Here is a 14347-nt window from a genome sequence, read left to right on the forward strand (position 1 = left end):
CACGTCGTCACGGTGCGTGGCCGTCGGGGCTCCGGCGGCCACCCACCGTGATCGTTACCGCAGCTCAGTCACGACATGCCGGGGTGTCGCAGTCCCCATCGGCGGGTAGATGAGCGTACGGTGGTGCGAGACGCCCGGGTGGCCGGCTCCCGTGGCGTGACGGCCAGCGAAGCGGGACGGAGGCAAGCCCATGCGCCCAGTACGCTTCGTCGCCCTCTCCGAGGACGGCCAGGCCCTGGTGCTCGCCGACGAGGTGGGGCGCCTGCTGGCGCTGCCCATCGACGAGCGGATCGCGTCGGCGCTGCACGCCGAGCCGGGCGCACCGCCGCTCGCGGTGGTGCCGAGCGCCACCGACCCGACGCCGTCGCTGTCCCCACGGGACATTCAGGCCCGGATCCGGTCCGGCGAGTCCGCGGAGGACGTCGCCCGCATCGCCGGCGTACCGGTCGACCGGGTGCTGCGCTACGCCGGCCCGGTGCTCCAGGAGCGGGCCATGCTCGCCCAGCACGCCCGCCGCACCCGGCTCAAGGGCGCGGAGAAGCCGACCCCGCTGGCCGAGGTCGTCAACGGCCGGCTGGCCCAGCACGGCATCGACACCGAGAAGATCTCGTGGGACGCCTACCGCCGCGACGACGGCACCTGGCGGATCATCGCGACCTGGCCGTCCGGCAAGGCCACCGCGCAGGCGGTGTGGGATCTGGACAAGACCCGGCAGAACGTCGCCCCGCACGACGACATGGCGCAATACCTGTGCGCCGAGCGGCCCACGCCGATCCTCGGCCAGGAGCCGGCGCCGGAGCGGGGCGGTCACGCCCTGCCCGGTCCGTCGCGTGGCGAGCCGAGCCGGGGTGGGCACGGCCTGCCGGCCGCCTCCGAGCACGCCCGTCCGGGGCGTGACCCGATCCGCGCCGGCCGGGACGCGCTGCTCGCCTCGCTGGACCGTCCCCTCGGCGGCACGTCCGGGCGTGGTCTCGACACCCGCTCCCCGGCCGCGCTGGCCGGGCAGGAGGCGCCCCGTCAGCGGGCCGTCGCCGGTGGTGCCGCGGCGCTGCTCGGTGGTGGGCAGGGTTCGGCCTTCGACGACGACTCGGACGCGCCGAAGGAGATCCCGGCCGTACCCTCGCTGGCGGTGCTGCGGCCCCGCCGCACCGGCCCCGCGGCGGCGACCGGCGGTGCGGCCGCCGAGTCCACCGAGGCCGGTGGCAAGCCGCGCAAGCGGCTGCCGAGCTGGGACGACGTGCTGTTCGGCACCGGCCCGGCGGCCCGCGAGTCCTCCTGATCCACCGCTCCACCCTGGCTCGTCGAGAGGGCACTCGAAGTGCCGGCGTGCCAGGGTGGAGTCATGGAGTACACGAACCTGGGACGCACCGGTCTGTCCGTGAGCCGACTCTGCCTCGGCACGATGAACTTCGGTCCGCAGACCGACGAGCCGGACAGTTTCGCCATCATGGACCGGGCGCTCGAACACGGGATCAACTTCTTCGACACCGCGAACGTCTACGGCTGGAAGCTCGGTGAGGGCGTCACCGAGCAGATCGTCGGCCGCTGGTTCGCGCAGGGCGGCGGGCGCCGCGACAAGGTCGTCCTCGCCACCAAGGTGTACGGCAAGATGGGCGAGTGGCCCAACGAGCAGGGCCTGAGCGCCCGGCACATCATCCGGGCCTGCGAGGACTCGCTGCGCCGGCTCCAGACCGACACGATCGACCTCTACCAGATGCACCACATCTCCCGGACCACGCCGTGGGAGGAGATCTGGCAGGCGATGGAGACACTCGTCGCCCAGGGCAAGGTGATCTACGTCGGCTCGTCCAACTTCGCCGGCTGGCACATCGCGCAGGCGCAGGCCGCGGCCGGCAAGCGCAACTTCCTCGGTCTCGTCTCCGAGCAGTGCATCTACAACCTGCTGACCCGCCACGTCGAACTGGAGGTCGTGCCGGCCGCGCAGCACTACGGGCTGGGCATCATCCCCTGGTCGCCGCTGCACGGCGGGCTGCTGTCCGGCATCATCCGCAAGATGGCCGAGGGCAGCGCGGCGCGTGGCACCACCGGCCGCTCGGCCGACGCGCTGGCCGAGCACCGGAACACCATCGAGGCGTACGAGAAGCTCTGCGCCGACCTCGGCCACGACCCGGCGGATGTGGCGCTGGCGTGGCTGCTGTCCCGGCCGGGCGTGACCGCCCCGATCGTCGGCCCGCGCACGATGGACCAGCTCGACCGCAACCTCGGCGCTCTCGACGTCCAGTTGGACGAGTCGACGCTGACCCGCCTCGACGAGCTGTTCCCGCCGGTCGGCAACGGCGGCCCCGGCCCCGAGGCCTGGGCCTGGTAGGTGTAAGGAAGGGCCCCTTCTTAACGCCTCCGGTAGAGGAGGGGCCCCTTCTTAACGCCCCGCCTGAATCAACGCCCCGCCGCCCAGCGCCCACGCGGCGACGCGGGTGTAGCGCGGCGTACGGCCCAGGTGGCTGCGGATCAGGAGCAACTCGCCGGCCGCCCACTGCGGCCCGGCGTAATCGTGCAGCGTGCGCACGTCCGAGCGGAGGTCGGCCTCGGGCACCCGGTCGCCGGGGCGGGCGATGGTCAGATGCGCCCGGAACGGCTTGTCGTCGCAGGGCAGCCCGGCCTCACGCAGCCCGCCACGGATCGACAGGGCGAGCGCGTCGAGCACCTCGACCTCGCCGCGCACGTCGACCCAGAGCACTGTGGACCGGCCCGCACCGAAGCAGCCGCCACCAGCCAGGCACAGCAGTGGGGAGCGGGCCGTCCGGGCGGCCGAGGCGAGCGCATGCTTCACGTCGGCCAGCCGGTCGGCCGGTACCTCACCGAGGAAGGCCAGCGTGAGGTGCAGGTTCGCCGGGTCGGTGAGGCGGGCGTGGCGGGCGGCCGCGACCCGCAGGCCCTTCATCCGGACGGTCAGGTCGGCGACGGCCACGGCAGGCGGGTAGATCGCCGCGAAGAGACGCACCCGGTCAGGGGTGCCGCTGGTGGTGCGCGGCGCGGGCGGCCGGCAGGGTCAGCCCGGCGGCGTGCAGCAGCCCTTCGACGCGTACCCGTTCGATCTCCCGGTCGACACCGTCCAGCTCGGCCAGGTGTTCGGCGATGCCGAGCGCGTGGCAGGCGGCGCGCAGCCGTTCGTCGTACGCCTCGATGACCGCGCCGTGCCACACCACGCTGCGGTCGGCGGCGGCGAGCCGGTGGCCGCCGAGACGGCGCAGGTCGGTGGCGAGTTGTTCCAGCGGGCGGCGGCCGTCCTTGTCGAACTCGGTGAGGTCGATGTCGCGGGTCAGCGCCTCGGCCTCGATGGCCCGGTCGAGCCGCGCGATGGTACGGCGTTCCCGGCGCTGCTCCCGCCACTCGGCCCACCCGCACGCGACCCGGTCGATGACTTCGTCAGCGCAGAACAGCAGCGCGAACAGGGCGGGCAGGCAGCAGACGGCGAGGATCGCCAGCGCCAGCAGCAGTCCCTGCCCCACTTCCACACATCGACGCTAAGCCCTGCCGCACCGGCCCGCCACCCGTTTGGGTAATCGGACCGGCACGACCGGCTATCGGGGCTACTTCGCCCCGGGCGACACCACGTAGAAGCGGGGCATCGGCAGCACCCGCATGCGCAGGCGGGCGCCGGAGCGGCGCAACTGCCAGGTGAGCGCCAGCAGCGCGGCGGTGAGCGAGATCAGGCCGCCGGCCCAGATGCTCGCGCCGGCGCCGTACGTCTCGGCGACCCAGCCGATCAGCGGCGCGCCGACCGGGTTGGTGCCCAGGAACACCAGCACCCACAGCGCCATCACCCGTCCCCGGAAGGACGCGTCGACACCGAGCTGTACGCGCTGGTTGGCGGCCTGGGCGAAGTAGATCATGAAGAACCCGGCGGGCAGCAGCAGCGTCACGACCAGCCAGTACGCCGGGGCGAGCCCGACGAGCGTGCCGAAGACCGCGCAGCCGATCGCGGCACCGAGCACGAGCCAGACCGAGGGCCGGCTGCGCCGTCCGGTGCCGGCCAGCGCCCCGACCAGCGCACCGACCGCGAGCGCGGTGCTGAACAGGCCGAACGAGGCGGCGCCGGTGTTGAACACGGTCTTCGCCAGCGCGGCGAGGGTGAGCTGGAAGTTGAACAGGCTCATCCCGATCACCGACATGAGGACCATCGGCAGCAGGATGTCGGGGCGGCGTGCCACGTACCGGAGGCCGTCGACCACCCGGGCCTGGTCCCGCTCACCGACCGGCGGCAGGTCCTTGCGGTGCAGCTCGTCGGTACGCATCCGGACCACGTTGACGAGTGGGGCGATCGAGCTGAGCGCGGTGACCAGGAAGACCGGGCCGACGTCGACGACGGCGATGGCCAGGCCGGCGACGGCGGGGCCGACGATCCGGGCGGAGTTGAACACTGCCGCGTTGAGCGAGAGCGCGTTCGGCAGCAGCGGCATGCCGACCAGCTCGGAGACGAACGCCTGGCGGACCGGCGTCTCGACCGCGTTGGAGACGCCGAGCAGGGCGGCGAACGTGAAGACGTGCCAGAGCTGCACCAGGCCGGTGAGGACCAGGATGCTCATGGCCAGCGCGAGCACGGTCCAGAACGCGTTGGCGACGAAGAGCAGCATCCGCTTGTCGTAGCGGTCGGCGAGCCGGCCGGACAGCAGCGTGAGCAGGAGTACGGGGGTGAACTGCAACGCGGTGACCACGCCGAGCGCGGTCGCGGAGTTGTCGCTGAGCTCGAGGACGAGCCAGTCCTGGGCGATGAACATCATCCAGACGCCGATCAGTTTGATCAGCTGTCCGGTGGCGAAGAGTCGATAGTTGCGGACTCGTAGGGACTGGAACATCGTGCTCAGCTTGGCCTGCACTCTAGGTGCGCCTCCTCGCGTCGGTACGCTTCATCCACAGCTGACGAAGCGAACCGCGGGCGGCGGTGTCAGGCGCGAGCGATGCCCTGGAGGATGTCCGCAGCTCGCCGTAGCGTTTCGCGTTCGTCCTCGGTCAGCGCGGCCAGCCGGGTGGCCAGCCACTCGTTGCGGGCCCGCTCGAACTGGTCGAGTACGGCCCTTCCCCCTTCGGTCGCCGCCAGGATGACCTGCCGTCCGTCGGTCGGATGGGGAGTGCGCTGCACGAGGCCGCGCTCCTCCAACTTCGCGACGATCTTCGTCATCGTGGGCGGCTGCACCCGTTCGACATCAGCCAGTTCCCGTGGCGTGAGGGCGCCCGCCAGATTGAGGCTGGTGAGCGCCGACAGCTGGGTGACCGTGAGGTCGCCGACCGGCCGGGCCTGTCGGACCCGCCGGTTGAGCCGGGTGATCGCATCTCGCAGCTGAGGAGCCAGCTGCGCCGGTGGCACGCGTTTCGCCGTCACCGTCCGCTCCGTCACACTAGTTAGCTTAACTAATGAGCCTGGCTAACGACATGCGTTATGACCAGGCTCACCAGCGTCAGAGCAACACGGACTCGACCGGCCCGCGCAGGAAGTACACGATGAACAGCGCGGCGACCCCGTACAGGAGCGGGTGGACCTCCCGGGCCTTACCCTTCGCCACCTTGAGCAGCACGAAGCTGATCACGCCGGCCCCGATGCCGTTGGAGATCGAATAGGTGAACGGCATCAGCGCGATGGTGAGGAACGCCGGGATGGCGATCTCGTAGTCGGTCCAGTCGATCGTGCGGACCGCCGTCATCATCAGGAAGCCGACCACCACCAGCGCCGTCGACGCGGCCTCGAACGGCACGATCAGCGACAGCGGCGCCAGGAACATGGCGAGCAGGAACAACGCGCCGGTGACCAGGTTGGCCACGCCGGTCCGCGCACCCTCCGCGACGCCTGCGGCGCTCTCGATGTACGAGGTGTTGCTGGACACCGAGGCGGCACCACCGGCGGCGGCGGCGATCGAGTCGACGAGCAGGATCTCCTTGGCCTTCGGCGGGGTGCCCGTCTCGTCGAGCATGTCCCCTTCCTGGCCGATCGCGACCATCGTGCCCATGGTGTCGAAGAAGTCGGTGATCAGCAGCGTGAAGATGAACATCAGCGGCACCAGCCAGCCGACCCGGCTCCACGAGTTCAGCACGTTGAACTGACCCAGCAACGACAGGTCGGGCAGGTCCACGATCTGTTTGGGCAACTCGGGCACGTTCAGCGCCCAGCCCTTCGGGTTCGGCTTGCCGTCGACGAAGGACGGGCCGACGTTGGCGATCGCCTCGACGACGATGGCCAGCACGGTGGAGGCCAGGATGCCGATCAGGATCGCGCCGCGGACCCGGCGAACCACCAGGACCAGCGTGATCAGCAGGCCGACCACGAAGACGAGCATCGGCCAGCTGACGATCTTGCCGTTGATGCCCAGCCCGACCGGCACGGTGGAGTTCGCGGCGTCCGGCACGCGCCGCACGAAGCCGGCGTCGACCAGGCCGATGATGGTCAGGAACAGACCGATGCCGACGCCGATCGCGGTCTTGAGCTGCGTCGGCACCGAGCGGAACACCGCCGTACGCAGGCCGGTGAGCACCAGGATGCCGATCAGCACACCCTCGATGACCACCAGGCCCATCGCGTCCGCCCAGGTCATCTGGGGCGCGATCTCGTACGCGACGAGCGCGTTCACGCCCAGGCCGGCCGCCAGCGCGATCGGGAACCGGGCCACCACGCCCATCAGGATGGTCATCAGACCGGCGACCAGCGCGGTCGCCGCGGCGAGCGCCGGAATCGCAAGCGAACGGCCGTCGCCGTCCTTCCCGCTGCCCAGGATCAGCGGGTTCAACACCACGATGTACGCCATCGTGAAGAACGTGGCGAAGCCGCCTCGCAGCTCCCGGCTCAGCGTGGACCCGCGTGCCGAGATCAGGAAGTAGCGGTCGAAGGCGTTACGTGGATGCGCGGGATCGGGCGGAGTGCCGTGATCCGGCGGCGGGGCAATGGACATGGTTCCTCATCTGGTCATCGGCCGGGTTTTGTCGCGCGCATCGTCCCAGATCACCTGGCAGGCAGGGAAGAACGATCACGTAGGCTGGGCCGGTGTCACAGCAGCAACAGCCGCGGCCGGAGCCGCTCGACCCGCCGATGGTGCCGTTCGCCGTCGCCGGGCTGATCGCCTGGGCGGTGGCCGGCCTGGTGCTACTGATCTTCTTCCGGGACTGGCTCACCGAGTCCGGGCGTCAGAACTGGCTCTGGACCTGCCTGGCCGGTTTTCTGTGGGGCTTTCCCGGCCTGGCGGTGATGATGCGGCACGACGCCAACCGGCGTCGCCGACGCGCTGCCGCCGCACAGCGGCAGCGCTGACCCGTCAGGGGTGGCCGTACGGCTCCGCCGGCTCGGCCGACTCCACCGAGCCCGGGGCCCGGCTGACGGTCATGGCCTCGACCGCGCTGTCGTCGTAGACGGTCGGCAGCTCGTCGACGGGCGTCTCGGCCGCCTCGACAAGCGTCTCCGAGTGCGCGCCGCACCCGTGGTCGGCGCTCACCACCCGGCCGTCGTCAGGGGCGAAGAAGTTGCCGCAGGCGCCGAAGGCCAGGCGCAGCGAACCGGCGAGCGGCAGGTAGAAACCGCAGGTGCCGCAGCGGGCGGCGGCCGGCGCGGCGACCGAGATCGCGGCGTCCGGGCCGTGGTCGCCGTCGTACCAGCGCTGGGCGGCCTCGGCGCGGCCCTCCCGGGACAGCACCCGGGGCCGACCCAGACCGAGCTCCCAGGCGGTCTCCTCGACTGCCGGGTCGTCGGAGAGCAGGTAGCCGGGGGCGAGCCGCTCGTCGTCGGCGGGGGTGGGCAGCAGGTCGCCAGGGCCCAGATCGCCCGGCTTGAGCCGCTCCTGCCACGGCAGCCAGCCCGGTGCGAGCAGCGCGTCCGGGCCGGGCAGCAGCACCGTCTCGCAGACGGTGACGTGCCGGCTGCGCGGCACCCGGGTCACCGTGACGGCCCAGCGCCAGCCGCGGTAACCGGCCATCCGGCATTCGAAGTAGTGGGTGACGACCCGATCGCCCTCAGCGACCACCTGGAGATGGTCACCGATGTCGGTGGGCTCCACCTCGGTGATCGCGTCGCGGGCCACCTCGACGGCGGCGGCGCAGACCTGGTCGAGCCGGGGAGCGCGGGCGGAGGCGGGCCTGGTCACCGGACCATTGTTCCCCATGCCCGTCCACGGGCGACAGGCACTCCCCGGAGTCATTCTCTCCGGGTGATGCGGCGCACGTGGAAAGGATGGGCGAGGATGGGACGCATGGCGCTGTCCTCCCGCTCCGGCCGCTCCTTCCTCGGGCGGACCGTCGGCACCGGCATCCGCGCCACCCGGCTGCTGCTGCGGGGCTCGATGCACGGCGGGCGCTGGATGACCCGGCGGGCCGGCACCGCCCGGGCCCGCAGCGCCGGCAACGAGGTGGGCATGGTCCGCCTGTTCGACCTGCACGCGCTCTCCTGCGCCGGTGACACGCTCATCGCGATCGGCCTGGCCGGGACGATCTTCTTCGACGTGCCGCTGGGCGAGGCGCGCAACAAGGTGGCCCTCTACCTGCTGGTCACCATGGTGCCGTTCGCCATGCTCGCCCCGGTGGTCGGCCCGCTGCTCGACCACTTCCGCCACGGCCGGCGGTACGCGCTGGCCACGACCATGCTCGGCCGGGCGTTCCTGGCCTGGTTGATCTCCGACTACATGGGCGGCTTCGGGCTCTATCCGGCGGCGTTCGGGGTGCTCGCGCTCTCCCGGGCGTACGGGGTGGCCCGCTCGGCGGCGGTCCCCCGGCTGCTCCCCGAGGGGCTCGGGCTGTCCCAGGTCGGGGCGCGCGCGAGCGTCTACGGCACGGTGGCCGGTGCGCTCGTCGCGCCGATCGGGCTGGCCGCGTTCTGGTTCGGGCCGCAGTGGCCGCTGCGGGTCGCCTCGGTGATCTTCCTGATCGGCATGGTGATCTCGCTCCGGCTGCCGCCGAAGGCCGACTCCGAGCCGCCGGAGCGGATGCCGCACCCGCTGCGGGCGATGCGCCGCCGCGACGGCGAGCGCCCGCTGGGCCGGGGTCGTCCCAGCGGCCGGCTGGTGATCGCCACGCTGATCGGCGCGGCGGCACTACGCGGGCTCTACGGCTTCCTGCTGCTGTTCCTGGCCTTCGCGATCAAGGCCGGTGACCTGACCACCGACTTCTTCGGCCGCGACCTCGGCGCCCAGGGCGCGCTGGGCCTGGTCGGCGGCGCGCTGGCGGTCGGCACGTTCCTGGCCACCGCGCTCGGCACCCGTCTGCGCATCCACCGGCCGACAGCGCTCCAGTCCAGCGGCACGATCGTGGTCGCCGGTGTGGCGGTGCTCGCCGCGCTGAAGTTCTCGCTGCCGATGGTGGCGCTGCTCTGCCTGGTCGCCGCGATGATGAGCGGGATCGCCAAGCTGGCGGTGGACGCCTCGATCCAGGAACGCATCCCGGAGCGGCTGCGCGCCAGCTCGTTCGCGCACTCGGAGACCGCGCTGATGCTCGCGTTCGTGGCCGGCGGCGGGCTCGGGCTGGTGCCGTTCACCGGCCTGATCGGCGTGACGGTCGCCGCCGCGGTGGCCGCGCTGGTGGCCGTACGCGGCGTGCTCGTCGCCGGCAAGCTACGCGGCGAGCACCTGGCCGGCCGGCCGCTCGGCGACGAGGAACTGGCGGCGGAGCAGGCGACCCGCGACGAGAAACCGGCCAGCACCTCGTTCGACGACCCGGCGCCCACGTCACCGGCGCCCCAGCGCTCCGGCCCGCCGCCGGACGACGACGGGCTGGCCCCGCCCGGCTTCCACATCTACCGGCCGTCCTCCTCGGTGGGCGGGCCGGGCGGCGTCGAGGACACCGAGCGGCGCGATCCCCGGGGGCCGGTGGCGTGACCGGTCTGCTCGTGGTCACGGCCGTGCCGGCCGAGGCCGAGGCGATCCGTGCCGGCCTCACCGCACCGGCAGCACCGGACGGGACGACGCCGTCGGACGTGACGGCACCGCCGGACGGGACGACGCCGTCGGACGTGACGGCACCGCCGGACGGGACGATGCCGTCGGACGTGACGGCACCGCCGGACGTGACGGTGCTGCCGGACGTGACGGTGCTGCCGGTCGGGGTCGGCCCGGCCGTCGCCGGTGCCGCCACGGCACGGCTGCTGGCGCTGGCCGAGGCGGCCGGGCGGCCGTACCGGGCGGTGGTCAGCGCCGGCATCGCCGGAGGGTTCGTCGGCCGGGTCGCGGTGGGCGGCACGGTGCTCGCCGACCGCAGCGTCGCCGCCGACCTCGGCGCCGAGTCACCGGCCGGGTTCATCCCGGTCGAGGACCTGGGCATGCCTCCCGAGCTGCTGGGCGGCGGCCGGATCGTGCCCGCCGATCCGGGCCTGCTGGCCCGTCTGCGCGCCGCGCTGCCGGGGGCCACCGTCGGCACTGTGCTCACCGTCAGCACGGTGACCGGCACCGCCGCGAGCACGGCGGCGCTGGCCGAACGGCACCCGGACGCGGTGGCCGAGGCGATGGAGGGGTACGGCGTGGCGGTCGCCGCCGCCCAGGCCGGTGTGCCCTTCGTGGAGCTGCGGACGGTCTCCAACCCGATCGGCCCGCGTGACCGGAGCGCGTGGCGGATGCGGGAGGCGTTCGCCGCGCTCACCGCCGCGGCGGCCGCCCTCCACTGATCCCGTCCACCTGTGGACAACCCTGTGGAGAAGTCGCCGGGCTGGGGACGGCGGGCTCAGATCGTGATGACGACCTTGGCGCGCGCGTGCTCGGTCTCGAGGTAGCGGACGGCCTCGGGCACCTCGCGCAGCGGATGGGTCCGGTCGACCACAGGCGTGAGCCAGCCCGCCTCGGCGTGCTCGCGCAGCACGTCGAGGTGCGCCCGGCCGGGTGAGGTGGCGAGGACGACGACGCGCTGGCTGATGACCGGCGCGAGCAGCCGTCCCCGCGCCAGCAGCCCGATCGGGCCGAGCAGGCTGCCGCCCCGGTAGACGCCGCCGCCGGAGAGCACGAGCGTCCCGTCCGGTGTGAGCGCCCGCCGCAACGCGGTCAGGGAGCGGTTGCCGACCAGGTCGAACACCACGTCGTGGCGGCGGCCGTCGCGGGTGAAGTCCTCGCGGGTGTAGTCGACCACGTGGTCGGCGCCCAGGGAGCGGACCAGGTCGACGTTGCGGGTGCGGCACACGCCGGTCACCGTCGCGCCGAGCGCCTTGGCCAACTGGACGGCGAGCGTGCCGACGCCGCCGGAGGCCCCGTTGATCAGGACGTGGTGGCCGGGCCGGACCTGCCCGGCGTCGCGCAGGCCCTGGAGCGCGGTGACACCGGCCAGCGGCAGGGCCGCCGCCTGCGCCGGGGTCAGGTTCGCCGGGCGCGGCGCGACCAGGTGCTCGGGCACGCAGACGTACTCGGCGAACGCGCCGTCGGCCTCACCGAGGTCGCCGAAGACGGCGTCGCCGGGGCGTACGTGCCGCACCTGGGTGCCGACGGCCTCGACCCGGCCGGCGACGTCCCGGCCACGGATGCGGGCGCGGGGCCGAGCGAGGCCGAGCGCCAGCCGCGACAGCCGGGGGTCGCCGCGCATGACGTGCCAGTCGTACGCGTTCAGCGCGGCGGCCTCGACCCGGACGAGGACGTCGCCGGGGCCGGGCGCGGGCGTCTCGACGTCGGCGAGCACGAGTGTCTCCGGGGGGCCGTACCGGTCCTGGACGATCGCCTTCATGTCGCCACTCCCTCCCAGGGTGTACGGCGTACACCTTCATGAGGACAAGGCTAGGTGTACGCCGTACACCAGTCAAGACGGTTACTGTGTCAACGGCCTTCGGGAGGACTGGGGACGACATGGCGGAGCAGACGGAGACGGTGCGCCGGACACCCCTGACCAGGGATCGCGTCCTGCGTACCGCAGTCGTGCTCGCCGACCGGACCGGCATCGAGTCGCTGAGCATGCGCAACCTCGCGCAGGATCTCGGCGTCGTGCCGATGGCCCTCTACAAGCACGTCGCGAACAAGGACGAACTGCTCGACGGCATGATCGACATGGTCGTCGCGGAGATCGAACCGCCGACGGCCGGCGACTGGAAACAGGCGATCCGCCGGCGCATCCTGTCGGCGCGGCAGATGCTGCTCCGCCACCCGTGGGCGTCGCTGGCGATCGAGTCCCGGACCGCGCCCACCCCGGCCGTCCTGGCCTACCTCGACTCGACAGTCGGCGCGCTGCGGGCGGGCGGGCTCTCCACCGACCTGGCCCACCACGTCATGCACGCGCTGGGCAGCCGGGTGCTGGGCTTCAGCCAGGAACTGTTCGACACCTCCCGGCAGGCCGGGCGATCCGGCGCGACGGTGCCCGAGGTGCCGGCCGATCTGCCACCGGAGGTGGCCGCCCGGTTCCCGAACCTCGCCGCCATCGCCACCGCCGCGTCCCACGACGACGACTCGGTGGTCGGGCCGGGCTGCGACGACCAGTTCGAGTTCGAATTCGCGCTGGACCTGCTGCTCGACGGCATCGAGCGGCTGCACCGGACCGGCTGGACGTCACACCGGACGGGGTGACGGGCCGCCCGGCCGCCGGGGTTACGGTGGGACCGTGGCGCTCTCCCTGGCGATCTCCCCCTGCCCCAACGACACGTTCGTCTTCGACGCCCTGGTGCACGGCCGGGTGCCGGGCGCGCCGGCGGTCGAGGTGACCTACGCGGACGTCGACGTCACGAACACCGCCGCCGAGCGTGGGGCGTTCGACCTGGTGAAAGTCAGCTACGCGGCGCTGCCCTGGCTGCTCGACGACTACCACCTGCTGCCCTGCGGCGGTGCGCTGGGCCGGGGCTGCGGCCCGCTGGTGCTGACCCGTGGCGACCGGACCGACCTGTCCGGGGCGACGGTGGCGGTGCCCGGCGAGCGGACCACCGCGTACCTGCTGTTCCGGCTCTGGGCGGCCGGCCAGGCCCCGGCGCGCATCGAGGTGGTGCCGTTCCACGAGATCATGCCGGGCGTGGCCGCCGGCCGGTACGACGCGGGCCTGGTCATCCACGAGGCGCGCTTCACCTACCCGCGGCACGGGCTGACCGCCCTGGTCGACCTGGGCGAATGGTGGGAGGGCGACACCGGGCTGCCGATCCCGCTCGGCGCGATCCTGGCCCGCCGGGGCGCCGTCGACCCGGTCGAGGCCGCCGCCTGGATCCGCGAGTCGGTACGCCAGGCGTGGGCCGACCCGACGGCGAGCCGCGAGTACGTGCTCGCGCACGCGCAGGAGATGGAGCCCGACGTGGTGGACCGGCACATCGGCCTCTACGTCAACGAGTTCACCGCCGACCTGGGAGAGGCCGGCTTCGCCGCCGTGGAGGCGCTGCTGGGCCGGGCCGCCGACGCCGGGCTCGTCCCTCAGACCTCCAGCTCGCGCGCCACCGCGTGGACAAGTTGAGCGATCTTCTGGGAGGTCTTCCGATCCGGGAAGCGACCCCGGCGCAGGTCCGGCTGGACCTTCGCCTCCAGCACCTTGATCATGTCTTCCACCAGGCCGTGGAGTTCCTCGGCCGGCCGGCGGCGCAGCTCCGCCACGGACGGCGGTGCCTCCAGCAGCTTGACCCCCATCGCCTGGGCGCCCCGCCGGCTGTCGACCACGCTGAAATCGACCCGCTGGCCACCCTTCAGGTCGGCGACACCCGCCGGTAGCGCGCCCTTCGGCAGGAACACGTCGCCACCCTCGTCACTGGTGACGAACCCGTACCCCTTGGCGGCGTCGTACCACTTCACTCGACCCGTCGGCACCTGTTGAACCCCGCTCCACTCGAACCGTCTACCCCTCCAAGGCTAGCCCGATGATCCGGTCCAGCGCGCTCGGGAATTCGACGAGATCATCAAGCACCAGGTACGCCCCGGCCTCGGTCAGTTCGTCGGCCGAGCACGGGCCGGTCGCCACTGCCACGCCCGGGATTCCCGCGGCTCGCGCGGCGGCCATGTCGGCCACGTGATCGCCCACGTAGAGCGTCGCGCCGTGCTCGCGCAACGCGACCGCCTTCTGCTCGGCGAACACGTCCCCGGCCAGCTCGTCCACCGGTAGCCCGAGGTGGTCCAGGTGCAGCTTCGCCAGCCGGCCCATCTTCGCGGTCACCACCATCGTCCGGCCGCCGCGCGCCTGCACCGCGCGCAGCGCGGCCTCCGCACCGGGCATCGGCACGGTCGGGGTGATCGCGTACGCCGGATACAGCTCCCGGTAGAGCGTCACCGCCTCCTCGACGCGCTCCGGCGGGAACCAGTGCGCCAGCTCGGTCCGCAGCGGCGGGCCCAGCCGGGAGACGGCCAGTTCCCCGTCCACGTGCACGCCCGTGCGCGCGGTGAGCGCCCGGAACGCGGCGGCGATCCCGGGCCGGGAGTCGACCAGGGTCATGTCGAGGTCGAAGCCGACCATCAGCGGAGACATGCCGAGAACCTACCCAGCGGGCTAGCGT

The 14347-nt window shown here is 72.7% G+C and carries 16 protein-coding genes; 7 read left to right on the plus strand and 9 right to left on the minus strand.

What is annotated here, in order from left to right; all coding sequences use genetic code 11:
* Positions 1-190 precede the first annotated feature (190 nt).
* Positions 191-1279, plus strand: a complete 1089-nt coding sequence (sepH, locus tag ACPCK6_RS03515) for a septation protein SepH (protein ID WP_135242973.1) — start codon at positions 191-193, stop codon at positions 1277-1279.
* 63 nt (positions 1280-1342) lie between these two features.
* The gene (locus tag ACPCK6_RS03520; RefSeq protein ID WP_396882101.1) at positions 1343-2329 is read left to right on the plus strand and encodes an aldo/keto reductase; all 987 of its coding nucleotides are present in this window, start codon (positions 1343-1345) and stop codon (positions 2327-2329) included.
* A gap of 51 nt (positions 2330-2380) precedes the next feature.
* On the opposite strand, the gene thpR is transcribed toward ACPCK6_RS03520, so the two are convergent.
* From thpR to ACPCK6_RS03545, 5 genes are all read right to left on the minus strand, one after another.
* On the minus strand, positions 2381-2962 hold the full coding sequence (gene thpR / locus ACPCK6_RS03525; RefSeq protein ID WP_423480318.1) for an RNA 2',3'-cyclic phosphodiesterase: 582 nt from the start codon (positions 2960-2962) through the stop codon (positions 2381-2383).
* Between the two features lie 4 nt (positions 2963-2966).
* The gene (locus tag ACPCK6_RS03530; RefSeq protein ID WP_396882099.1) at positions 2967-3476 is read right to left on the minus strand and encodes a hypothetical protein; all 510 of its coding nucleotides are present in this window, start codon (positions 3474-3476) and stop codon (positions 2967-2969) included.
* Between the two features lie 75 nt (positions 3477-3551).
* Positions 3552-4838, minus strand: coding sequence for an MFS transporter (locus ACPCK6_RS03535; RefSeq protein ID WP_318332062.1), 1287 nt, complete (start codon positions 4836-4838; stop codon positions 3552-3554).
* Between the two features lie 68 nt (positions 4839-4906).
* Entirely contained in the window at positions 4907-5356 is a 450-nt protein-coding gene (locus tag ACPCK6_RS03540) for a MarR family winged helix-turn-helix transcriptional regulator (RefSeq protein WP_030274920.1), read from the minus strand.
* 61 nt (positions 5357-5417) lie between these two features.
* A complete protein-coding gene (locus ACPCK6_RS03545) occupies positions 5418-6899 on the minus strand; it encodes an NCS2 family permease (RefSeq protein ID WP_396882098.1) in 1482 nt (493 codons plus the stop codon).
* Positions 6900-6991: 92 nt separating this feature from the next.
* On the opposite strand from ACPCK6_RS03545, the gene ACPCK6_RS03550 reads away from it, so the two are divergent.
* Positions 6992-7255, plus strand: coding sequence for a DUF2530 domain-containing protein (locus tag ACPCK6_RS03550; RefSeq protein ID WP_396882097.1), 264 nt, complete (start codon positions 6992-6994; stop codon positions 7253-7255).
* Positions 7256-7259: 4 nt separating this feature from the next.
* On the opposite strand, the gene ACPCK6_RS03555 is transcribed toward ACPCK6_RS03550, so the two are convergent.
* On the minus strand, positions 7260-8099 hold the full coding sequence (locus ACPCK6_RS03555; protein WP_423480319.1) for a DUF3027 domain-containing protein: 840 nt from the start codon (positions 8097-8099) through the stop codon (positions 7260-7262).
* Positions 8100-8186: 87 nt separating this feature from the next.
* On the opposite strand from ACPCK6_RS03555, the gene ACPCK6_RS03560 reads away from it, so the two are divergent.
* Together ACPCK6_RS03560 and ACPCK6_RS03565 are read left to right on the plus strand one after the other, a co-directional pair.
* Positions 8187-9803 (plus strand): MFS transporter, encoded by a 1617-nt coding sequence (locus ACPCK6_RS03560; RefSeq protein ID WP_396882095.1) that lies wholly within the window; start codon positions 8187-8189, stop codon positions 9801-9803.
* Complete coding sequence (locus ACPCK6_RS03565; RefSeq protein ID WP_423480320.1) at positions 9800-10585, plus strand: futalosine hydrolase; 786 nt, start codon at positions 9800-9802, stop codon at positions 10583-10585. The genes ACPCK6_RS03560 and ACPCK6_RS03565 overlap by 4 nt, the downstream gene beginning before the upstream one ends.
* A 56-nt stretch (positions 10586-10641) precedes the next feature.
* On the opposite strand, the gene ACPCK6_RS03570 is transcribed toward ACPCK6_RS03565, so the two are convergent.
* On the minus strand, positions 10642-11625 hold the full coding sequence (locus tag ACPCK6_RS03570; RefSeq protein ID WP_423480321.1) for an NAD(P)-dependent alcohol dehydrogenase: 984 nt from the start codon (positions 11623-11625) through the stop codon (positions 10642-10644).
* Positions 11626-11744: 119 nt separating this feature from the next.
* Here ACPCK6_RS03570 and ACPCK6_RS03575 point away from each other — a divergent pair, with 119 nt between their 5' ends.
* Both ACPCK6_RS03575 and ACPCK6_RS03580 read left to right on the plus strand, forming a co-directional pair.
* Positions 11745-12455 (plus strand): TetR/AcrR family transcriptional regulator, encoded by a 711-nt coding sequence (locus tag ACPCK6_RS03575; protein WP_396882092.1) that lies wholly within the window; start codon positions 11745-11747, stop codon positions 12453-12455.
* A gap of 34 nt (positions 12456-12489) precedes the next feature.
* On the plus strand, positions 12490-13320 hold the full coding sequence (locus ACPCK6_RS03580; RefSeq protein WP_396882091.1) for a 1,4-dihydroxy-6-naphtoate synthase: 831 nt from the start codon (positions 12490-12492) through the stop codon (positions 13318-13320).
* On the opposite strand, the gene ACPCK6_RS03585 is transcribed toward ACPCK6_RS03580, so the two are convergent.
* Complete coding sequence (locus ACPCK6_RS03585; protein WP_030503574.1) at positions 13281-13667, minus strand: cold-shock protein; 387 nt, start codon at positions 13665-13667, stop codon at positions 13281-13283. The genes ACPCK6_RS03580 and ACPCK6_RS03585 overlap by 40 nt on opposite strands.
* A gap of 28 nt (positions 13668-13695) precedes the next feature.
* Positions 13696-14319: an HAD family hydrolase gene (locus ACPCK6_RS03590; RefSeq protein WP_396882090.1), complete on the minus strand. Its 624-nt coding sequence runs from the start codon at positions 14317-14319 to the stop codon at positions 13696-13698.
* Between the last annotated feature and the right edge of the window lie 28 nt (positions 14320-14347).

The sequence above is a fragment of the Micromonospora sp. AB353 genome, assembly GCF_049538395.1.
In the GTDB taxonomy this organism is placed as follows: domain Bacteria; phylum Actinomycetota; class Actinomycetes; order Mycobacteriales; family Micromonosporaceae; genus Micromonospora; species Micromonospora aurantiaca.